This window comes from Hydrogenophaga sp. BPS33, assembly GCF_009859475.1.
GTDB lineage: Bacteria > Pseudomonadota > Gammaproteobacteria > Burkholderiales > Burkholderiaceae_C > Hydrogenophaga.
Genome location: NZ_CP044549.1, coordinates 409116 through 430065, shown reverse-complemented (window position 1 = coordinate 430065; position 20950 = coordinate 409116). Strand labels below are relative to the sequence as shown.

General features: G+C 65.8%; 19 protein-coding genes. 7 read left to right on the top strand and 12 right to left on the bottom strand.

Going from position 1 to position 20950, the window contains the following annotated elements; translation table 11 throughout:
- Positions 1-2: 2 nt before the first annotated feature.
- Genes F9K07_RS01930 through gatC form a run of 3 tightly spaced genes read right to left on the bottom strand, consistent with a single transcriptional unit; the run spans position 3 to position 3697 of the window.
- Complete coding sequence (locus F9K07_RS01930; protein WP_159588857.1) at positions 3-1898, bottom strand: RNA-binding domain-containing protein; 1896 nt, start codon at positions 1896-1898, stop codon at positions 3-5.
- A gap of 12 nt (positions 1899-1910) precedes the next feature.
- The gene (gene gatA, locus F9K07_RS01925; RefSeq protein WP_159588855.1) at positions 1911-3401 is read right to left on the bottom strand and encodes an Asp-tRNA(Asn)/Glu-tRNA(Gln) amidotransferase subunit GatA; all 1491 of its coding nucleotides are present in this window, start codon (positions 3399-3401) and stop codon (positions 1911-1913) included.
- A complete protein-coding gene (gene gatC / locus F9K07_RS01920) occupies positions 3398-3697 on the bottom strand; it encodes an Asp-tRNA(Asn)/Glu-tRNA(Gln) amidotransferase subunit GatC (protein WP_159588853.1) in 300 nt (99 codons plus the stop codon). The genes gatA and gatC overlap by 4 nt, the downstream gene beginning before the upstream one ends.
- A gap of 277 nt (positions 3698-3974) precedes the next feature.
- Here gatC and F9K07_RS01915 point away from each other — a divergent pair, with 277 nt between their 5' ends.
- The 4 genes from F9K07_RS01915 (at position 3975) to mrdA (ending at position 8642) form a co-directional block, all read left to right on the top strand.
- The gene (locus F9K07_RS01915) at positions 3975-5018 is read left to right on the top strand and encodes a rod shape-determining protein (protein ID WP_159588851.1); all 1044 of its coding nucleotides are present in this window, start codon (positions 3975-3977) and stop codon (positions 5016-5018) included.
- A gap of 69 nt (positions 5019-5087) precedes the next feature.
- Positions 5088-6035, top strand: coding sequence for a rod shape-determining protein MreC (mreC, locus tag F9K07_RS01910; protein WP_159588849.1), 948 nt, complete (start codon positions 5088-5090; stop codon positions 6033-6035).
- The gene (gene mreD, locus F9K07_RS01905) at positions 6032-6562 is read left to right on the top strand and encodes a rod shape-determining protein MreD (RefSeq protein ID WP_159588847.1); all 531 of its coding nucleotides are present in this window, start codon (positions 6032-6034) and stop codon (positions 6560-6562) included. The genes mreC and mreD overlap by 4 nt, the downstream gene beginning before the upstream one ends.
- A 133-nt stretch (positions 6563-6695) precedes the next feature.
- Positions 6696-8642: a penicillin-binding protein 2 gene (gene mrdA / locus F9K07_RS01900; RefSeq protein ID WP_159588845.1), complete on the top strand. Its 1947-nt coding sequence runs from the start codon at positions 6696-6698 to the stop codon at positions 8640-8642.
- A gap of 271 nt (positions 8643-8913) precedes the next feature.
- Here the strand turns inward: mrdA and F9K07_RS01895 are convergent, their stop codons facing one another.
- Positions 8914-9672: a sulfite exporter TauE/SafE family protein gene (locus tag F9K07_RS01895; RefSeq protein ID WP_159588843.1), complete on the bottom strand. Its 759-nt coding sequence runs from the start codon at positions 9670-9672 to the stop codon at positions 8914-8916.
- A gap of 292 nt (positions 9673-9964) precedes the next feature.
- Here F9K07_RS01895 and F9K07_RS01890 point away from each other — a divergent pair, with 292 nt between their 5' ends.
- Positions 9965-11332: an ammonium transporter gene (locus tag F9K07_RS01890; RefSeq protein WP_159588841.1), complete on the top strand. Its 1368-nt coding sequence runs from the start codon at positions 9965-9967 to the stop codon at positions 11330-11332.
- A 3-nt stretch (positions 11333-11335) separates the two neighbouring features.
- The gene (locus F9K07_RS01885) at positions 11336-11641 is read left to right on the top strand and encodes a hypothetical protein (protein WP_159588839.1); all 306 of its coding nucleotides are present in this window, start codon (positions 11336-11338) and stop codon (positions 11639-11641) included.
- A 24-nt stretch (positions 11642-11665) separates the two neighbouring features.
- Here F9K07_RS01885 and F9K07_RS01880 read toward each other — a convergent pair whose 3' ends face one another.
- The 4 genes from F9K07_RS01880 to F9K07_RS01865 are packed head-to-tail and all read right to left on the bottom strand — an operon-like array spanning position 11666 to position 15465.
- Positions 11666-12634, bottom strand: a complete 969-nt coding sequence (locus tag F9K07_RS01880) for a Bug family tripartite tricarboxylate transporter substrate binding protein (protein WP_159588837.1) — start codon at positions 12632-12634, stop codon at positions 11666-11668.
- A gap of 22 nt (positions 12635-12656) precedes the next feature.
- Positions 12657-13472 carry an alpha/beta fold hydrolase gene (locus F9K07_RS01875; protein ID WP_159588835.1) on the bottom strand — a complete coding sequence of 272 codons (816 nt, stop codon included), beginning with the start codon at positions 13470-13472 and terminating at the stop codon, positions 12657-12659.
- 1 nt (position 13473) lies between these two features.
- Positions 13474-14364 (bottom strand): SMP-30/gluconolactonase/LRE family protein, encoded by an 891-nt coding sequence (locus tag F9K07_RS01870; RefSeq protein ID WP_159588833.1) that lies wholly within the window; start codon positions 14362-14364, stop codon positions 13474-13476.
- A 15-nt stretch (positions 14365-14379) separates the two neighbouring features.
- Positions 14380-15465 carry an Ldh family oxidoreductase gene (locus F9K07_RS01865; protein WP_159588831.1) on the bottom strand — a complete coding sequence of 362 codons (1086 nt, stop codon included), beginning with the start codon at positions 15463-15465 and terminating at the stop codon, positions 14380-14382.
- Between the two features lie 90 nt (positions 15466-15555).
- On the opposite strand from F9K07_RS01865, the gene F9K07_RS01860 reads away from it, so the two are divergent.
- Positions 15556-16410: a LysR substrate-binding domain-containing protein gene (locus F9K07_RS01860; protein WP_236581778.1), complete on the top strand. Its 855-nt coding sequence runs from the start codon at positions 15556-15558 to the stop codon at positions 16408-16410.
- 33 nt (positions 16411-16443) lie between these two features.
- On the opposite strand, the gene F9K07_RS01855 is transcribed toward F9K07_RS01860, so the two are convergent.
- Genes F9K07_RS01855 through F9K07_RS01840 form a run of 4 tightly spaced genes read right to left on the bottom strand, consistent with a single transcriptional unit; the run spans position 16444 to position 20941 of the window.
- Entirely contained in the window at positions 16444-18030 is a 1587-nt protein-coding gene (locus F9K07_RS01855) for an AMP-binding protein (RefSeq protein WP_159588829.1), read from the bottom strand.
- Positions 18027-18977, bottom strand: coding sequence for an amidohydrolase family protein (locus F9K07_RS01850; RefSeq protein ID WP_159588827.1), 951 nt, complete (start codon positions 18975-18977; stop codon positions 18027-18029). Before F9K07_RS01850 ends, F9K07_RS01855 begins: the two co-directional genes overlap by 4 nt.
- A 3-nt stretch (positions 18978-18980) precedes the next feature.
- On the bottom strand, positions 18981-19976 hold the full coding sequence (locus F9K07_RS01845) for an amidohydrolase family protein (protein WP_236581777.1): 996 nt from the start codon (positions 19974-19976) through the stop codon (positions 18981-18983).
- Entirely contained in the window at positions 19973-20941 is a 969-nt protein-coding gene (locus F9K07_RS01840) for a Bug family tripartite tricarboxylate transporter substrate binding protein (protein WP_159588823.1), read from the bottom strand. Before F9K07_RS01840 ends, F9K07_RS01845 begins: the two co-directional genes overlap by 4 nt.
- Positions 20942-20950: the final 9 nt, after the last annotated feature.

Here is a 20950-nt window from a genome sequence, read left to right as displayed (position 1 = left end):
ATTCAGAACAGCGATTTTTGAGTGTTTTTCAGGCTCTTCGCCAGCACGTATCCCTTCGCACCAGGCGTGGAGTCTCGTTCAATGAAACCCTGGCCTTCGAGTTGATTGAAGACTCGGCGAATACTTCGATAGAAGAGATCGAACGCCTTGATGTCGGCGGGATTTCCTTTCTCCGAGGCCCAAAGTGAAAAGCTTGCCTGCTTTGCACTGACGGCGCGCTTCGAGTTGAAATGGTTGTAGCGATACACGACTGCCATGACTTGTCTTGAAGTCAAGGGGATCTCGTCAAACGCGTTCCCAAAGCGCTCTCTCAGTTCCGCGGAAAAGTCATTGGAAAGCAACGTCCTGTCCACCGTGTAGATGGGATACAGGTCTGGGCTGCGATCATCTCGGTCAATCAAGCCCGCAGCCTCCAGGGACTTGATCGCTTGCGCATGGTTGTTGTCAGGCGTTAGTAGGATGCAGTATTTGCCTTCTGAGTTTGCCCACTCACTCTTGATCAGATAGGCGAGAACCGCTTGCTTTTCGGGCGTTAGTTCGTCGAAAGAGCCTAGCTTTTCGGCGATGTAGGCATCTCGAGATTCAAACAGCTCCTGGATCTGATCATCTACAAGCGATCCTGCTTGCAAGACCAATGTCACTTCGTCGGTCTTTAACTTGAAATAGGGAAGATTCAGCTTGTTGTCGAGGCTAAGACTCACCAGCGTAGCCATGCCAATTCCACGGCCTTCCCACTTGCGAAAAACGCGCAGCACATCTGCCAACCGTGGGTTTCTGGGCTTGGTTTCCGGCACAACACGCAGTATTGCCGTCAATGCCCGTGCCGCATCACTGGTATGACGAATCAACAGCTGATCTCGAAATTTTCCAGGATTGGAAATTTCAAGTTGACGCCCTGGAGTGATGGAGATAACGACCTGCTTGTTGATAGCGTAGTCACGATGCGCCAGCGCGTTGTTCAAGGTTTCTCGCAAGACCGACTCCGGATACTGAGCGGAAATCTTGCCCCCGTGTTCAACGCCAACACCGGCATGGATATTGCGCAGAACATACGCATTGGCCTGCTCCAACAAGGGAAGTATGTTGCCAATGATGTCCTGCTTGTCTTGCACCACAACAGACGCTTGTGTCGGGGCGTTCACATAGCCATGAACGTGTGCACGAAAGCCCAAAAGGTCTTCTGGATATTGGCCGCATACCAAAGCACCGAGCACAGTCAGCCGACCTTCTATGATGAATCGCTTGCGCGTGAGAAAAGGCAGTGCGTCCTCTAGCGTGGGCTTCAAGCTCTCCACCCTGTGAAGGCGGTTCAACTGCAGTATGTACTCGTTGAGTCGATCCAGATCAACGTTGCTCACATCCTCTTGCCCCAACGGGGCAAGCTCTTTCGCTTGAGATATCTCTTCGAGAAACTCCGAATAGCGATCAAGCTCTGCCTGCTTGATCACGTGATCGCCCGTCAAAACGCGCTTGTAGGCTGAGCCCTTGAAAAAGGCGAACTTCTTTTGAGCAGGCAATTCGTCGACCCGAACGACCGCTACCCGACCTGTCAGAAAGGGCCGAATCTCTGGAGGCGGTAAGTACTCGGTGCAGTCCAATACGCGCTTCTCCCCATCCACAAAGATCTGATGGAGTTCTTTTAACTTTGGCTCTGCATCTGGCTGATAGCCGGTGAACACATACTTGCGATCCACGCCCTGTCCAGATTCCTTCACGCCCAGGACCAGCAACCCTCCACGGGTGTTGAGGAATGCGTTGACAGAGCGGTAACGCTCACTCCAATCCTGAGAGTTGGCAGGACAAGGCTTGATCTCAATGGTGTCGCTCTCCAACTCCTCGAAACGCCCTTGACCGATGAGCCTCTCCAGGTTGCTAAGCAAAACATCAAGTTCGTCCATGAGCTTCCGTTCTCAGTAGCCTTGGGGAGCACGCGTGTGCCAGTCGGTCGCTTGCTGGAAAGCGTGCGCGGCCTGCAGCAGCGGGCCTTCCTGGAAATAGTTGCCCACAAGCTGCAGGCCCACCGGCATGCCGCCCGCGCCAAAGCCCGCAGGCACGCTCATGCCGGGCAGGCCCGCCAGGCTGGTGGAGAGGGTGTAGATGTCGGCCAGGTAGTTGGCCACCGGGTCGTTGCTCTTCTCGCCGATCTTCCAGGCCACCGTGGGCGCCACCGGGCCGGCGATCAGATCGCACTGCGCGAACGCGGCCTGGAAGTCCTGCGCGATCAGGCGGCGGATCTTCTGCGCCTGCAGGTAGTAGGCGTCGTAGTAACCGTGGCTGAGCACGTAGGTGCCGATCATGATGCGGCGCTGCACCTCCGGCCCGAATCCTTCGCTGCGCGACTTCTTGTACATGTCGATCAGGTCGTCGTACTTCGCGGCGCGGTGGCCGAACTTCACGCCGTCGAAGCGGCTGAGGTTCGAGCTGGCTTCGGCCGGCGCAATGATGTAGTAGACCGGAATGGAGAGCTCGGTGCGGGGCAGCGACACATCCACGAGCGTGGCGCCCAGTTTCTCGACCTCGCCCAGCGCGGCCCGCACGGCACTCGCCACATCGGGCGCGCAACCTTCACCGAAGAACTCCTGGGGCAAGCCGATGCGCAGGCCCTTGAGCGGTTGCGCGGCGCTGGCACCTTCGCGCGGTTTTCCAAGCAGCGCGGTGTAGTCCACGGGCGGGTGGTCCAGGCTGGTGGAGTCGCGGTCGATGTCGGGACCCGCCATGGTGCTGAGCAGCACGGCGCAGTCGGCAGCGCTGCGTGCCATCGGACCGGCTTGGTCCAGGCTGGACGCAAAGGCCACCATGCCATAGCGCGAGCAGCGGCCGTAGGTGGGCTTGATGCCGGTAACGCCGCAGAAGCTGGCCGGCTGGCGGATCGAACCACCGGTGTCGGTGCCGGTCGCGGCGGGCGCCAGGCGCGCGGCCACGGCCACGGCGGAACCGCCCGACGAGCCGCCCGGCACGCGCGCGCTGTCCCAGGGGTTGCGGGCCACGCCATAGGCCGAGTTCTCGTTGCTGCCGCCCATGGCGAACTCGTCGCAGTTGAGCTTGCCCAGCGTGACAGCGCCCTGCGCGGCCAGGCGTTGCACCACGGTGGCGTCGAACGGGCTCTGGTAGCCCTCGATCATCTTCGAGCCCGCCGTGGTGGGAAAGTCCTTCGTGACGAAGATGTCCTTGTGCGCCAGTGGCACGCCCAGCAGCGGCGTGCGCTCGCCAGCGGCAATGCGTGCATCGGCCGCACGGGCTTGCGCCAGCGTGGCTTCTTCGTTGAAGGCGAGGTAGGCGCCCAGGCCTTCGTATTGCTTCGCGCGGGCCAGCAGGTGCTGGGCGGCTTCGACGCTGCTGGTTTTCTTGTCGGCGATGGCGCTGGCCAGCTCGGTCACGCCCAAGGTATGCAACGCGTTCATTCGATCACCTTGGGCACAAGGAACAGGCCGCGCTCGACAGCGGGTGCACTCTTCTGGTTGGCTTCGCGGTTGTTGGGCTCGCTCGCCACGTCCGGGCGAAGGCGCAGCGCCACGTGGTCGATCACCGCGGTGGGGTGGGCCAGCGGCTCCACGCCGGTGGTGTCCACCGCGTTCATCTGCTCGACGATGTCGAAGAAACCATTGAGCTGGGCCAGCAGGGTTTCGCTGTGCGCCGGTGAGAGCTCCAGGCGCGCCAGATGGGCGATGCGCCCGATGTCGGACAGGGTCAGGGACATGACAGAAACGGTTCCGGAGGGGAGTGAAGTTGGGGCCGAAAAAAAAGACGCCGAACGCGCCTGAAACGGCTTGTAAACAGCCCAATTGGGCCCCTTTTGCGTGCAGTTGCGCACAGGCGATACGTTATTATCCAAGGTTTAGCGGCGCGCCCTTCGCGCCGTTGCGATTTTCGCCCTGGAATCAATCACTTAGAACCAATGCCCGGCTATCCAACCGGCCCCCTACCTGGCGACGAGCGCGCGCAGCCGCGCCCGTGCCCCACAGGATCCATGCACCATGTTTGAAGCTTTTCGTCGGCAATTCTCGACCGACCTGGCCATCGACCTCGGCACCGCCAACACCCTCATCTACGTCCGCAACAAGGGCATCGTGCTCGACGAACCCTCGGTGGTGTCGATCCGCCACGAAGGCGGCCCCCAGGGCAAGAAGACGATTCAGGCCGTCGGCCACGAAGCCAAGGCCATGCTCGGCAAGGTGCCGGGCAACATCGAAGCCATCCGCCCCATGAAGGACGGCGTGATCGCCGACTTCACCGTCACCGAGCAGATGCTCAAGCAGTTCATCAAGATGGTGCACCCGCGCTCGATGTTCAAGCCGAGCCCGCGCATCATCATCTGCGTGCCCTGCGGCTCCACCCAGGTCGAGCGCCGTGCCATCCGCGAATCGGCGCTGGGCGCCGGGGCTTCCGAGGTGTACCTGATCGAAGAACCCATGGCCGCGGCCATCGGCGCCGGCCTGCCGGTGTCCGACGCGTCCGGCTCCATGGTGGTCGACATCGGCGGCGGCACCACCGAAGTGGGCGTGATCAGCCTGGGCGGCATGGTCTACAAGGGCAGCGTGCGCGTGGGCGGCGACCGCTTCGACGACGCCATCATCGCCTACATCCGCCGCAACTACGGCATGCTGATCGGCGAGCCCACCGCCGAGGCGATCAAGAAGGAAATCGGCTCGGCCTTTCCCGGCAGCGAAGTCAAGGAAATGGAAGTCAAGGGGCGCAACCTCTCCGAAGGCGTGCCACGCAGCTTCACCATCTCCAGCAACGAGATCCTGGAAGCGCTCACCGACCCGCTCAACAACATCGTGACCGCCGTGAAGGCGGCGCTGGAACACACGCCGCCCGAACTGGGCGCGGACATCGCCGAGCGCGGCATGATGCTCACCGGCGGTGGCGCGCTGCTGCGCGACCTGGACCGCCTGCTGGCCGAAGAAACCGGCCTGCCGGTGCTGGTGGCCGAAGAGCCGCTGACCTGCGTGGTGCGCGGCTGCGGCATGGCGCTGGAGCGCATGGAACGCCTGGGCACCATCTTCACCAGCGAATAAGCGCCAGCCGTCGCGCTCCCCTGGCTCGGCGGCCCTCCTCCTCCAACCTTCGAACCGCACCCGAGCCCCATGCCACTGGGCACCCTGGACCGCACCCCTCCGCCCTTTTTCAAACAGGGGCCGTCGGCACTGTCCAAGCTGGTGGTGTGCAGCGCCATGGCGCTGTTTCTCATGGTGGCCGACTTGCGCTTCAAAGTCGCCGAGCCGATCCGCACCGCCGTCGCGATGGTGCTCTACCCGGTGCAATGGACCGTGTTGCAACCGGTGGAACTGGCGGGCATGGCCGGGGGCTATTTCACCTCGTTGCACACGGCACAGACCAACGAGCGCGAGGCCCTGCAGCGCCTGACGGCGCAGGCCGAGCGCAGCCTGCAGCTGGAGCAGATCACCCTGGAGAACCAACGCCTGCGCGAGTTGCTCGCGATGCGCGAGCGCATCGGCACGCAAGCGGTGGGCGCACAGGTTTTGTACGACGCAGCCGACCCGTACTCGCGCAAGATCGTGATCGACCGGGGCCAGACGCACGGGATCGAGCCGGGCTCACCGGTCGTGGACGAAAGCGGGGTGCTGGGCCAGGTGACGCGGGTCTACCCGCTGGTGTCCGAGGTCACGCTGCTGATCGACCGCGACCAGGCCATTCCCGTGCTCAACACGCGCACTGGCGTGCGCAGCGTGGCGTACGGCCAGCCGTCGACCAGCGGCGATGGGATGGAACTGCGCTACACCCTGGCCAGCGCCGACATCGCAGAAGGCGATCTGCTCACCACCAGCGGCGTGGACGGCGTATACCCCGCCGGCCTGCCGGTGGCACGCGTGGTCTCGGTCGAGCGCCAGGCCGACTCGTCGTTCGCGCGCATCGAGTGCGAGCCCCTGGCCCGCGTGCAGGGCACGCTGCATGTGCTGGTGCTGGCGTCCACGGCGGCGGTGCTGCCGCCCTCGCCGCTGGCCGCGCCCGCCGAAGCGGCTCGCCCCGGCGCGCGGGCCGACCGCCCCGGAGTGAGGAGCGACACGCCATGATCATGCGCCCCGGCCAGCAGTTGCTGCTGCCTGCCAACCCGGTCTTCATCTGGTTCAGCCTGTTCGTCGCACTGGTGTTCAACATGCTGATGAACATGGGCCTGTTCGGGCGCGCCGCCTGGGTGCCCGACCTGCTCGCGGTGGTGCTGGTGTTCTGGAGCGTGCACCAGCCGCTGCGCATCGGCGTGGGCGTGGCCTTCGCCTTTGGCCTGGCCATGGACGTGCACCAGGGCGCATTGCTCGGGCAGCACGCCCTGGCCTACACCGCGCTGGGTTTCCTCGGCATTTCCATGCACCGCCGTCTGCTCTGGTTCACAGTGCCCAACCAGGCCGTGCAGGTATTGCCGCTGTTCGTGGCCGCGCACGTGCTCGAATTGTTGGTGCGCATGGTCGCCGGTGGCAGCTTTCCGGGCATCGCTTACCTGCTCGCGCCTTTGATCGAAGCCGCGCTGTGGCCGGTGGTGAGCGTGCTGCTGTTGCTCCCGCAGCGCCGCGCGCCGAACCCCGACGACAACCGCCCACTATGAGAAGGCACCCCCGCGCCGCCTTCGGCGTCACCCCCTCAACGGGGCGCACGCAGCGGCCCGGCAAAGCCGGTTCCGCGCGAGCGCTGGAATCGGCACTGGACGCCGAATACAGCACCTCACGACAATTGCTGTCATGACTGAAATCCGCAACGTCGAAGCCGACCTGGCGAGCTTTCGCACCCGGGTGCTGTTGATCGGCCTGGCGGTGGTGTTCGCCTTCGGCCTGATCGCCGCGCGCATGGTCTATCTGCAGGTGGTGCGCCACGACGATTTGCTGGCGCAGGCCGAGAGCAACCGCACCGCCGTGCTGCCGGTGGTGCCCAACCGAGGTCAGATCCTGGACCGCAAGGGCCGCATCCTGGCCACCAACTATTCGGCCTATACGCTGGAGATCACACCCTCGCGCGTGGAGGACATGGACGCCACCATCGCGGGCCTGGGCGAGTTGGTGGAGGTCACGCCGCGCGACCAGCGGCGCTTTCGCAAGCTGCTGGAAGAGTCGCACCGCTTCGACTCGCTGCCCCTGCGCACCCGCCTGACGGACGAAGAGGTCGCGCGCTTCACCGCGCAACGCTACCGCTTCCCCGGCGTGGACGTGCGCGCGCGGCTGCTGCGCCAATACCCCAACGGCGAGGTCGCCAGCCACGTGATCGGCTACATCGGGCGCATCAGCCAACGCGAAGCCGAGGCCATTGCCGACTGGCCGGAAGAAGAGCAGGCCAACTACCGGGGCACCGAGTACATCGGCAAGCTCGGCGCGGAACAGAGCTACGAACGCGAACTGCACGGCATCACCGGCTTTCAGCGCGTGGAAACCTCGGCAGGCGGGCGCGCCGTGCGCCAGCTGGCCAACACGCCGGCCACGCCGGGCAATGCGGTGGTGCTGTCGATCGACATCCAGTTGCAGAAACTGGTGGAAGACATGTTCGGCGAGCGCCGCGGCGCGCTGGTGGCAATCGACCCGCGTTCGGGCGAGGTGCTGGCCTTCGTGAGCAAGCCGACCTTCGACCCCAACCTGTTCGTCGACGGAATCGACGTGGACAACTGGCGCGCGCTCAACGAATCGGTCGACAAACCGCTGCTCAACCGCGCGCTGCGCGGCACCTACCCGCCCGGCTCGACCTACAAGCCCTTCATGGCCCTGGCCGCGCTGGAAACGGGGGCGCGCAGCCCGAGCCTGATCGTCAACGACCCCGGCTTCTGGATGTTCGGCGGCCACCGGTTCCGCAGCCATGGTGAGGGCCTGGGTCCGGTGGACATGCGCCGCGCCATCGTCAAGTCGAGCAATACCTACTTCTTCTCGCTGGCCAACGACATGGGTGTGGACGCGATGCACGACTTCATGAAGCCGCTGGGCTTTGGGCAGATCACCGGCATCGACCTGCGCGGCGAAGTGCGTGGCGTGCTGCCCAGCCAAGCCTGGAAACGCAACACCTACAAACGGCCCGAACAGCAGCGCTGGTACGCGGGCGAAACGATCTCGCTCGGCATTGGCCAGGGCTACAACAACTTCACCATGCTGCAAGTGGCGCACGCCATGGCCACGCTGGCCAATGGCGGCATCAAGTACAAACCGCACCTGACGATGGCCACGGAAAACGTGGTGACCCGCGAACGCGTGCCGCTGCCCGGCCCGCCGCCCGAAAACCTCGGCTTCAAGCCGGAGAACGTGCGCCTGGTGCTCGACGCCATGCAGGCGGTGACCACCGAAGGCACCTCCACCCGCGTGTTCGCCGGGGCGGGCTACCGCAGCGGCGGCAAGACCGGCACGGCGCAGGCGGTGACCATTGGCCAGAAGGACCGCTACGACGCGCGCCGGCTCGAGGAACACCAGCGCGACCACTCGCTGTACCTCGCGTTCGCGCCGGTGGAGGAGCCGCGCGTGGCGCTGGCGGTGATCGTGGAAAACGCCGGCTTCGGCGCGGCCCACGCCGCGCCCATCGCGCGCCGGGTGTTTGACTATCTTTTGATGGACCAGTACCCGAACCCGCAAGACCTGGCGGCCGTGCGTCTGGGCCAGGCCGGCGCGCCCATCGGCACGCCCCTGAAGGCCAGCGACATGCCCTGGCCACTGGATTAAGACACCCCCTGCGCCGCTGCGCGGCGTCCCCCCTCCGTAGCGCGCCTTGCGGCGCTTCGAGGGGAGACGATGCCAGAGGCCCGGCAAAGCCGGTTCCTCGGCATCTCTGGAACAAGGCACGCGCGCAGGAGAAGAGACCGCGACGAGGGAGGGGGAGTTCGTCCAGGGGCACCGAGGGTCCGGCTTCGCCGGCCCCAGGTGCGGTCCCCCCTCGAAGCGCCGCAAGGCGCGCTACGGAGGGGGGAAGCCGCGTCAGCGGCGCAGGGGGGAGTTACCGAATCCAGGCGTCGTAGGTGGTCTTCAGAATGAGCGCACTGACGACGACGATGAAGGCGATGCGCACGAAGCCGCTGCCGTGCTTGAGTGCCAGGCGCGTGCCGATCAGGCTGCCCACCACGTTGGCCACGGCCATGGCCAGCACGAAGTGCCACCACACATGCCCCTTCCACGCGAACAGCAGCAAGGCGGCCAGATTGGTGGCCACATTGATCAGCTTGGCGCTGGCACTGGCGTGCAGGAAGTCGTAGCCCAGCCAGCGCACGAACAGGAACACGAAGAAGCTGCCGGTGCCTGGACCGAAAAAGCCGTCGTAGAAGCCGATGGTGGCGGCGAGCACGCAGGCCGCCTGGGTTTCCTGCCGCCCCTGGTACCTGGGCGCGTGGTGTCGCCCCAGGTCCTTGCGCATCAGCGTGTAAGCCAGCACCAACACCAGAATCAAAGGCAAGGCCCGCCGCAGGAAATCGGGGGAGATCACGGTCACCGTCCAGGCCCCGGCCATGGAGCCGACGAAGCCCACCGCCGCGGCCGGCAGCAGTGCCCGCCAAGGCATCTGCACCCGGCGGGCGTATTGCAAGGTGGCCGCCGCCGTGCCCCACACCGAAGCGCCCTTGTTCACCCCGAACAGGGTTGCCGGATGGGTGTTGGGGAACAAGGCGAACAGCGCGGGCACCAGGATCAGGCCACCACCGCCCACGATCGAATCGACGAAACCAGCGAACAGCGAAGCAAGAGAGGCGACCAGGAGATCCATCTACGGGATTGTCGCTGGACGCGTGGCGCAAAAAAAAGCCGACCCGGTTCGGGGTCGGCTTTGAGGAATCGGGCATCTCTGGAGGACGCTGAAACCGAATGTTCTAGTTGGACTGGGTTGTCTCCTCGGTCCCCCGCGGTCACCAGCGCTGGGCGCTGTTGCGAGTGCAGGCACTGTAATGGATCGCACCACCCCTGTGCATACGGGCTTTCCCTTGGGCGGGACAACCCTTGGCACAGGAAATGCAACGGGCGGCCTGTCCTGTTGTTGCCCAGACCAGACGCCGCCCCTTATGCGCCTCCCCCTACGCACCGCCTTCCGTTCGGCCACGCTGGCCGCCACCCTGCTCGGGCCGTTGGCGGCGGCCGCGCAGAGCGCTCCCGAAACCGCAGCACCAACGCCAGCAGCGCTTGGTGCGCCGGCTCTGGCAGCCGCTGGCACCCTGCAGAGTGCCGACACCGCCTGGCTCATGGTCAGCACCGCTTTGGTGCTGCTCATGACCTTGCCCGGCATTGCGTTGTTTTATGGCGGCATGGTGCGCCGGACCAACGTCATCAACACCATGGCCAGCGTGGTCGGCATCGCGGCCGTGGTCAGCCTGCTGTGGTTTGCGATCGCCTATTCCCTCGCATTCACCCCGGGCAGCGCCCTGAGCGGCTTCCTCGGTGGCCTGGGGCGCGTGGGTTTCTCGGGCATGGAATTCCTGGGCAGCAGCGCTCAGGTGGCCGTGAGCCATGTGGCGCCGCACGTGCCGGAGTCCGTGTTCGCCATGTTCCAGCTCACCTTTGCCATCATCACCTGCGCGCTGGTGGTGGGTGCGTTGGTGGAGCGCATGCATTTCGGGGCGCTGCTCTTGTTCGCGGGCCTGTGGCTGCTGGTGGTGTACGCACCGATCGCGCATTGGGTCTGGGAACCCAGTGGCTGGCTCGCGCAACTGGGCGCGCTGGATTTCGCGGGCGGCGCGGTGGTGCACATCAACGCCGGCGCGGCCGCCCTGGTTTGCGCCTACGCACTGGGCCCGCGCACGGGCTACGGCAAGGAGCCATTCGTGCCCTTCAACCTGGGCATCACCATGGCTGGCACCGGCTTGCTGTGGGTGGGCTGGTTCGGTTTCAACGGCGGCTCGGCGCTGGCGGCCGATGGGCGCGCGGGCCTGGCGATCCTGGCCACGCATGTGGCCGCCGCCGCTGGCGCCCTGGCCTGGATGGCGGCGGAGTGGCTGGCGCGCAAGCGCATCTCGCTGCTGGGCATGTGCTCGGGCATCGTCGGTGGCCTGGTGGCGATCACGCCGGCGGCGGGTTTCGTCACGCCGCGTGGCGCGTTGATCGTCGGCCTGGTCGCCGGCGCGGCCTGCTACTGGGGTGCGACCGCGCTCAAGCAGCGGCTGGGCGCCGACGATTCGCTCGACGTGTTCGGCGTGCACGGCGTGGGCGGCCTCGTGGGCGCTTTGCTCACCGGGGTGTTGGCCGACCCTGCGATCGCAGGCGCGCAAGGCAACCTGGCGACGCAGGCCATTGCCTGCGTGGCCGTGCTGGCCTACAGCCTGGTGATGACGGCGGTGGTGCTGTGGATCACCTCGCGCGTGGTCACCTTGCGCGTGCGCGAAGGCGTGGAGCGCGCGGGGCTGGACGTGTCGCTGCACAACGAAAGCCTGGGGTGAACAATGGGTTCGAGTGAGATCTTCGCCATTGCCGCTCACCTGCACGTGCTGTTGCGGCGCAAGACCGGCCGCGTAACGGACACCGAGTGGATGGCCACCAACGGCGACTATGCGCGCGAGGTCGTGCGGTTCGCGCGCGAGAAGGCGACCGAAGAAAACCTCCCGGACCTGCTGCCTTGGGCCGAGAAGCTGGAAATGGCGATTCCGGAGATGGAAAAGCCCCGCTCCAAGACGCTGTTCGAGTCCGCCGCCGAAGCGATCCGCAACGCTTCCACGAGCGGAGACCGGTACATCGGACGCCTGCGGTAAGCCCGTCGCCTGACGGGCAGAGCTTCACTCTGGCTTGACGCCCGCGCTCTTGAGCACCTTGGCCCAGCGCTCAATGTCGGACTTAATCACGCGATCGAGTTCGGCCGGCGTGCTGGCAACCCCCGAGGCGCCTTCGCGCGTCAAAACCTCTTTGAATTCCGGCGTGTTCACCGCTTTGGCGATTTCGCTCTGCAGCCGGTTGACGATGTCAGCGGGCGTGCCAGCCGGGGCAAGAATTCCGTTCCAGCCGCCGACGTCGTAACCGGGCAAGCTCTCGCTCATGGTGGGCACATCGGGCAAGACGGGCAAACGCGTCTTGATGCTGACACCGAGCGGGCGCACGGTGCCAGCGCGGATCTGGGGCATCACGCTGCTGGCCGATGCCACGAGATACATGTCGATATCACCCGCGAGCATCGCGTTCGTGGCTTGGGGACTGCCCTTGTAAGGAATGTGCACGACGCGCGTGCCGGCCATCGAATTGAACATTTCGGCTCCCAGGTGACCCAGGCTACCAGCCCCCACGCTGGCGTAATTCAGCTTCCCCGGATGGGCCTTGGCCAATTCGATGAAGTCCTCGAGGGTTTTCGCGGGAGAGTCGGCTTTCACCAAGAACACCATGGACACGTTGCTCACCAGAGAGACGGGCGTGAAGGCGCTGACGGTGTCATACGGGATCTTGGTGAACAAACTGGGATTCACCACGTGCGAGGGGAACGCCATCAACAAGGTATAGCCATCGGGAGGCGCCGTGGCCACCACCTGCGAGCCGATGATGCCGCTGGCACCGGCTCGGTTTTCGACGTAGACCTGTTGCCCCATGTTCTTGCTCATGATGAGCGCCAGCGAGCGGGCCAGACTGTCGGTCACGCCGCCTGCGCCAGACGGCACGACAAGACGGATCGGGCGGTCCGGGAAAGCGGCGCTGGCAACACCGCCTGCGAGCAACAGCACCAATGAGGCAAGCGCGGCAAAGATTCGTCGAATGTTCATATGTCTCTCTCTTGGTTAAGGTTCAATGACCAGGTATGGCCGAGGCGGCCGGATGCCGCACGAGAAACTCCCGAGTGGCTCGCGCGCAAGCATCGGGTGCGGCGGCCGCGACGTGGTAGCCCTCCTCATCGATGACGGCAAGCTCACCCACTGGGAGGCGGCGGAGGTATTCCCGAAACAACGCCAGTCCGCGGCGACGCGAGTCGTTGCCGACGATGAGGGTCGGACAATGGATCCGGGCGAGCTCCTGCGTCAGGTCCACACTGGCGACCCAGCGCAGGTAGGCATGCGCGGTGCTGGGTGCCGTCTGGCCCATCAGCTGCACCCACCAGTCCACGCCTGCGGCGGGCATTTGCTTGCCCAGCCGATCGCCCATCGTCCATCGCGCCCAGCTGGCCATGCCATACCGATCGATGTGTTCCAGCCAGCCCGGCGTCTCGGGGCCTTTGAGCGCTGGGCTCGTCAGCGTGAGCGAGGCGACCCGATCCGGGTGGGCAATGGCGGTTGCAACGGCGGCAATGCCACCGCTCTTGCCACTGACGAGATGCACTGGGCGGTTGGGAGAAACCTCGTCGATCAGCGCGCGCGCATCGTCCACCAGCATCTGCGTGCTGAAGTTGAAATCGACCGGGACAGCACCGCTCTGGCCAAACCCACGCTGGTCAAAGCGCACCACGCGGTAGTCGCGCGAGAAGTGAGGGACCCAGCAACGCCAGGCATGCAGGTTTTCCGTGAAGCCGTGAACGAAGATGATGGTCTGCGCGTCGCGCCAGGGATCGGTGTGATCGTCCAACACATAGGCCAGTCTGACGCCGTGCTCTCGAACCAGTGTTTTCATGTCAGCCTTTGTCTAACTGCGCCACGAGCACCGTGCCGGTCTCCGATTCGGTGATGTAGAGCTGGCGTTCGTCCGGACTCAACGCAATATTGGACGTCGACGCGCCCGTGCAAGACACGATGCGCAACAGCGGCTCGCCGCTCGGAGAGAACTTCCAGACCGAGCCCAAGCCCATGTGTGCCACAAACAGATTGCCCTGCGCATCGACAGCCAACCCGTCGGGCCCAGTGCCTCCTGACAGTTGCAAGAACAAGCCAACGCGGGTGAGCGCACCGTCCGGGAGCACCATGGCACGCCACACCGCATTGCCTCGCGTTGCAGCGACGTACAACGACGTCCCGGCAGGGTTCATCGCAATCCCGTTGGGGCTGGGAACGTTGTCCAATTCACACGTGAGATGCCCATCGGGTGACATGCGGTAGACGCGGCCACTCCAGTCCTGCAAACCACTTTGGCCTTGGTCCGTGAACCAGAGGTTGCCCGACGGATCCCGGAACAGATCGTTGAGGCCTTTGAACCCTTCGGTGCGAAAACGGCTGTGCAAGGTGCGAATGCGGCCCGTGCCCGCGTCGCGCAGCAGCAAGCCTCTCTGATGGTCGGCAATCAGCAGGTCGCCTTGGGCGTCGAACGTCAATCCATTGGGTTCGCCCTCATACTCGGCCACGACCTCCATGTCGCCAGCGGCATCGATGCGAAAGATGCGGCCAAACGCGATATCGACGATCCACAGCCGGCCTTGCGCATCGAACACAGGCCCTTCAATCTGCGAGTGCGTCTCGTGTGAACCTTTGCCCGCGGCAATGCGCTCCGCACTCAATTGCCCAGGTTTGCGCAGCGCGTCGGGCACACGCGCGAAGATTTCGGTGGTCAGTTGGCGAGGCGGGGCGAACATGCGAGCTCCATGAAATTACGAACGCCAGGCAAGATCGGGCTCGGGCAGGCCGGCTTCTTCGGCCACGCGAAGCACCTCCGCGAGCGTGTCGGCTGGAAGCAGAAGACCGCGGGACCGCTGTTCGCTCTCAGCCTGCATTTCCATTTCGCCGGGATAGAACACCTGACGATGGCCCGCAGCCACGGGCACGTCCTTGAGGGAGTCGATGTAGGCTTCCATCCGCTCGTTGAACTCCACCAACGGCTGGAATGCCTGCACGTTCAACGCGAGCATGAAGTGCCCCGCACCACTGCGATTGACGGGGTCGTACGGGCCGTGCACACCGTCCAGGAATTGGCTACCCGACAACACGCCCGACAACACGTCCACCATGACGCCCATCACATAGCCCTTGTGGCCAGCCATGGGCAGGATGAAGCCTTCGAGCGCTGCCTTGGGATCTGTGGTCGGGTTGCCTTGCCGGTCGATGGCCCAATGCGAGGGAATGGGCTCGCGGCGTTTGTTGGCCAGATAGATCTTGCCGCGCGCCACGCCGGAGTTGGCCATGTCCATCACCACGGCGCCGTGTCGACCTGCCGGCGCCGCAATGGACCAGGGGTTGGTGCCGATCTTGGCCTTCAGTCCGCCCCACGGCGCCATGTTCGGGCCGGCATTGCTCATCAGCATGGTGATGCAGCCTTTCGCCGCCCCCATGCGCGTGTAATACATGCAGGTGCCGAAGTGGTTCGAGTTTCGCACCGACACCGCACCGACGCCGTGCAGGTGCGCGCGACGCGTGGCCTCCTCGACCGCACGGCGCGCCACGACAGGTCCCACACCATCTGCGCCGTCCAGAACGGCCACCGCACCGGCATCCACCGCCAGGCTGAGATGGGTCACCGGCTTCATGGCACCCGAGCGCAAACGTGCGACGTACCAAGCCAGCCGCAGCAAGCCATGCGACTGATGGCCCCACAGGTCCGCCTGCACCAGCGTGTCCGCGGCGAGTGCGGCTTCCTCCTCTGGCACGCCAACGCTGCGATACACCGCTGCCGCAAGCGCCTGTGCCCGCACAGGATCGACGCGCACGTCACCGGGTTTTTCGTTGGAGGCATCCGTCATCAAGTCTTCTCACATAAGTTTTCGACAATGTATCCGGCGAAATCCAATCACAATGACAGAAATTGAGAGTCACACATAAGGAATATTTAAGTGGCAATCCGCAATCTCGATATCGAGCTGCTCAGAACCTATGTGGCGGTGGTGGACGGCGAATCGTTCGCGGCCGCCGCAGAAGCGGTATCGCGCACCCAATCGGCCGTCACGCAGCAAATGCAACGGCTGGAAGGGTTTGTGGGCAAGCCCTTGTTCAAGCGCGTAGGGCGCAGCAAACAGCCCACCGTAGACGGCCTGCAGGTGCTCAGTTACGCGCGGCGTCTGCTGGCGCTGAACGACGAAGCCTGCGCCGTTTTCGCGGGGACGGAGCTCACCGGAGAAGTGCGGCTGGGCTCGCCGCACGATGTGACGGAAACCATCCTGCCCAATCTGCTGTCGCACGTCTCAACGGCTTTCCCGGGTTTGCGCGTGGCGATTCATGTGGGGCGCAGTCCGCAACTGCTGGAGTCGCTTCGGCGCGGCGAGATCGACATGACGATTGCGGCGGCCCAGGCACCCGACCTGCAGGGGCTGACCTTGCGCACATCGCCGATCGTGTGGATGTGTGCGCCTTCGTACCGCCATGATGCGACACAGCCACTTCCCCTTATCGTCGCCGACGAAATCAGCTTCTTCCGCCAACTCGCCATCGAGCATCTCGACCGTGCCAACGTACCGTGGCGCATCACCTACACGTCTCCCACCATGGTCGGCGTACGCGCGGCAGTGCGCGCGGGGCTTGGGGTGACGGCGCGCTCGGTGGAAATGCTAGGCCATGATTTGCGGATGTTGGGCGACGAGGCCGCCCTGCCCCGTCTGCCGGATGTGAGCTTCCGTCTCTATGTCGGGTCCCACACGACCAACCCGCTGGTGCCCCAGTTGTTCGACTCGCTCATCAACCGTAGCCTGTGACCACCGTCCTTCTGTAGAACGCCGAAACCGGCATCATGCTCGCTCATGGAGGTCGAAGGCCTGCGCCGCCATCGGCCGCAGCAAGTGCCGCTGCAAGCGCCCGGTGACCGTCTTGGGCAGTTCCTCGGCGAAGCACAGGTAACGCGGCAATGCAAAGGCGGGCAGTCGCGTGCGCATCGCGTCGAGCAATTCGGGCCAGGTCGGCCTGGGCTTCGAAGGGTCGGGCACCAACACCGCCAGGATGTCTTCTTCGCCCAACGCCGAAGGCACGCCCACCACGCCGCATTCCAGGACGCCGTCACAGGCGTTGATGGCTTCTTCCACCGCGATCGCACTCACGTTCTCGCCACGCCGGCGGATGAGATCGCGCGCGCGCGAGTGGTAGGTGAGATAGCCGTCGGCGTCCATCGCCCCCAGGTCTCCGGTGTGATACCAGCCGCCGCGCACCGCCTCGGCCGTGAGGTCCGCGCGCTGGAAGTAGCCCTGGAACAGCGCGTGCGGCACGCGCGCACGGATCGCGATCTCTCCCACAGTTCCAGCGCTGACCGCAGTGCCCGCCTCGTTGCGCACCTCCACCTCGACATGGCCCATGGCCTTGCCGACGCTGCCCGCGCGGTTGCGCCCCGGTCGGTGCGCCACACAGCCGCCAAACGTTTCCGTCATGCCATAACACTCGACGAACTGAACGCCGAAGCGCTCTTCGAAGGCGCGCCAGGCGATGCGCGGCCCGCCCCCCACCGCGATGCGTGCGCCATGCCGCCGGTCCAGCGACGAGGGCGGCGCTTTCCACAGCACCGAGGTCATGGGGCCGACGAAGTGAAACGCGTTCGCGCGGTAGCGCTGGATCTGCGGCCAGAAGCCCGAGGCGGAGAAGCGCCGCGCCAGCACCAGCTGTGCGCCCGACAGCAGCGCTGGCCACAGGCCCAGTTGCTGCGCGGCGCAGTGAAACAGCGGCAGGCAGGTGTGGATCACCGTTTGTGGCGTGGCTTCAAGCATCACGGCGGCGGCCGCGTGCGCGCCCGTCAGCACGCATCCGTGGTCGAGCATCACGCCCTTGGGCACGCCGGTGGTGCCGGAGGTGTACATCACCATCGCCGTGTCGGCGGTACTGCCGTGCGCCATGGGCGCAGCCTCGCGGCCGAAGGCCTGCCGCCAACTGGGCGCGTCGGCCTCGGTGGCAATGCAGCGGTTGCCCGGCAGCGAAAGGCCAAGCGACGCGCAGCGCTCCAGATACGGCGCGTCCGCGATCAGCACGGACGCGCCGCTGTGTTCGAGCACGAACGCCAGGCCCGCACCGACCTGGGCCGTGTTCACCGGCACCGCCACCAGGCCGGCCGCAGTGACCGCACACAACGCCGCCACCATGCGCGGCGCGTTCTCGCACATGAGCGCCACGCTGTCGCCGGGCTCCAGGCCCATGCGCGCCAGGCCGGCCTGGATAGCGCCGACTTCTTCGGCCAGGCGCGACCAGGTCCAATCCTCCCCGTCCACCATGCGCAGTGCGGTGTCGGTGGGTTGTAGCGCCACGCGCTCCAACAGCAGAGCGCCGAGGTGATCGGCGCGCAGATGGTGTTGCGCGCCCTCGAAAGGCGACGTGACGGGGTCTACGGTGGTCTTCATGCGCCGTCTCCTGTCAACCAATTCGCCAGGCCCTGGCCGCGCCACAGCGCGAGGTCCTGGCCGAGTTCGAGTTCGTCGAGCTGCGCGACGAGGCGCATGAAGCGCCCAGGCGACGAAGTGGCCCCGCTGCCGAAGAACACGCGCCCGCGCAGCGCGGCGCGGTGGGCGAGCAAGGGCGTGAGCGACCAGCCCGGGTCCTTCAAGACCGACGGCGGAAAGGTCGCGAACTCCAATGCCGTGGTGGGGTGCCGCAGGGCGATCACGCAGGCGTCCGCGGTCCAGGGCCAGCCCGCGTGTCCGAGCACGAGACGCAGCGCCGGGAACCGCGACAGCACCGCATCGGCATGGCGCGGGTGTTCGATGTCGTAGGGCACGTCGGCGCGGAAATGCGCGCACGCGTGCAGCCACACCGGGATCTGGCGCTCGTGGGCCGCGCGCAGCGTGGGTGTCCACGCCGCGTCGCTGATCGGCACGCACGCCAGGTACGGCGAGAACGCCAGCCCGGCCGCACGCGGATGCCCCAGGCATTCCAGCGCGCGGGCGAGCGAGGCCGGGGTGTGCGGATCGACACCCACGAACAGCCGCACGTCGTGGTGCAGCTGTGCGTAGCGCTCCAGCATTCGGAGCGGATCGGGTGGGACGACGCCGAAACCAGGCGGCAGGTCTTCGCCCACCACGAGTGTGAGCGCACAACCGGCCGCGCGAAGATGCGCCTCGGGATCGGCCAGCCAACCTTCGCGCGTGCCCACGCGTTCGATCAGCGCGCGGCTGCTGGCGGCATCGGCTTGCGCCAGCTGCCCGTGCTCTTCGACCGTGAAACCCAACTGCCGAAAGTAGCCGGCGAAACGCTCGAGGTAGCCGATGCGCCGGTGGCGTTCGGTGTTGTAGGCCACCACGTCCAGCATGGGCACTTCGCCACAGGCATCGGCCAGGAAGGGGGGCGGCATGGTTCAGGCCTCCGATCGTGTGGCCGCGCCGGCCTGCGGCCAATCGAGCCAGCGGCACAGCGACCCGCCCATCACCGCGTCGCGCTCCCGGCCGCTGAGGAACGGCAGCGCCTCGGTGAAGAGCCGCCGCGACTGCGCGTAGTTGGCCCCGTTCTCTGCGTGGTCCGCCAGGCGTGTGTGGTCGCTGCCCCAGAACAGGCGTTCGGCGCCGAAGGCGCGCAACACGCGTTCGAGGGGCGCGTGCATGTCCTCGAAGGGATAGGGCATGGCGCTCTGCAGTGGCACGGCACTCACTTTCACCGACACGTTGGGGCAATCGGCCAGGCGCACCAGCCGATCGATCACGGCATCGACATCCGGGTTGAGGTGGCGCAGGTTCATCGACAGATGGCACAGGGCCAGTGGCAGCTTCGGGTGGGCGCGCGCCACGGCTTCTGCGGCGTCGAGCAAGCCCGGCACGAAGATCGCCGTGGGTGTGCGGCGCTCTTCGAGCAGGCCCCAGAGCCAGCCCAGTTCGCCGCGCGCGAACGCCTCGCGGCGTGCGCCTTGCGACAGGCCCAGGCGCAAACCGCGCGCGCCGGGCGAGGACAGCAGCGCGCCCAGCGTGCGTGCCGTGTCGGGGGCGACCGGGTCGATGTTGACCATGGCGGCAAAGCGCGTGGGCCAGCGCACCGCCGCGTCGAGCACCAGGTCGTTCCAGTAACCTTCCCACGCGCCCGGCGGCACCAGCACCGCCGCATCCACGCCCGCCTCGGCCATGTCGCGCGTGAGTTCGTCGATGCCGTAGTGGGGTCGGCCCGCCATCGACGCAGTCCCGGGAATCCAGGGACGCTGCGGCGTGTCCACGGCCCACACGTGCACCTGCGAGTCAACGATCTCCCCCCTGCGCCGCTGCGCGGCTTCCCCCCTCTCTTGCGCGCCTTCGGCGCTTGGAGGGGGGACGGCATCTCGGGCCGGCGGAGCCGGACCCTTGCTGCCTCTGGATGGGCTGCCCTTCATTCGATCTTGATCCCCAGGGCGCGCACGATCGCGCCCATGCGCTCGCGCTCCTGCGACAGCGTGGCGGCTGCCTGGGCGGGCGTCGAGCCCACGACCACGGTGCCGTTCTCCAGCAGGCTCTTGGCCACCGCCGGCTGTTTCATGCCTTCGGCGATGGTTGAAGAGAGCCGCTCCACGATGGCCGGGGGCGTGCCCGCCGGTGCCACCACCGTGAACGCGAATGACGCTGCATAACCCGGCACGGCCTCGGCCGCGGCGGGCACCTCGGGCAACAACGGGCTGCGCTCGGCCGAGGTGACCGCCAGCGCCCGCACCTTGCCCGCCCGGATCTGCGGCAGCGCCGATCCGATGTCCATGAACAGCAGTTCCAACCGTTTGCCCACCAGGTCCGTGAGCGCAGGGGCGAGCCCCTTGTAGGGCACGTGCACCATCTTCACCTTGGCCATGGACTCGAACAGCTCGCCCGCCAGGTGCGTGGTGGTGCCGTTGCCAGCCGAGCCGAAGTTGAGCTTGTCCGGGTTCGCGTTGGCATACGCGATCAGCTCGGCCAGGGTTCGCGCCGGCACGTCGTTGTGGGCCACGATGACCAGCGGCGTGGCCACGACGGTCGACACCGGCACGAGGGTGTCGGGGTCGTAGCCCAGCTTGGGGTAAATGGCCTTGCTGATGGCCAAGGTGCCCACGCCCGTGAACAACAAGGTGTGGCCATCGGCCGGGGCCTTGGCAACGAACTCCGCGCCGATGTTGCCGCCCGCGCCCGGCCGGTTTTCATTGACCACCGGCTGGCCCCATTTTTCGCGCAGCTTCTCGCCCACCAGGCGCGCGATGCGGTCGGGCTCGCCGCCGGCCGCGCCTGGAAACACCAGCGTGATCGGGCGGGAGGGGAAGTCTTGCGCAGCGGCAGGCGCGAGGCCTGCGACGAACACCCATGCCAACACCACACCTAAGCAACGAACGGTCTTCATCTGTGTCTC